The organism is Mesorhizobium sp. M1A.T.Ca.IN.004.03.1.1, assembly GCF_003997555.1.
In the GTDB taxonomy this organism is placed as follows: domain Bacteria; phylum Pseudomonadota; class Alphaproteobacteria; order Rhizobiales; family Rhizobiaceae; genus Mesorhizobium.
Genome location: NZ_RZTV01000496.1, coordinates 1 through 263, shown reverse-complemented (window position 1 = coordinate 263; position 263 = coordinate 1). Strand labels below are relative to the sequence as shown.

The window sequence follows — 263 nt, the reverse complement described above, 5'->3', positions numbered from 1 at the left end:
GCAGGCGTGTCCACGAAGCCCTCTGTAGCGGGCTCAATATCGACAGATCAGGCGAGGCAGCCGACCGTCTTGGCGCGCTCATCATCGAACTCTATCGCCAAGGGGCAGCGCCCCGGTACTGGCCGACACCGCCTAACTCGGCGAGGCGTCAGGCCCACCGGCGGCTCTTTGAATTAAGCGGGCAACCACTTCAGTGCGGTTCTGCGCCTGCAACTTGCGCATAATGTGTTGCAAATGCATCTTGACCGTATGCCCCGACAAAT

Annotated in this window: 1 protein-coding gene; it reads right to left on the bottom strand. The window is 60.5% G+C overall.

Going from position 1 to position 263, the window contains the following annotated elements:
- Window positions 1-132: 132 nt before the first annotated feature.
- Window positions 133-263 (bottom strand): helix-turn-helix transcriptional regulator (locus EOD29_RS32605; RefSeq protein WP_164763986.1); only part of this gene is annotated, 131 nt, incomplete at its 5' end.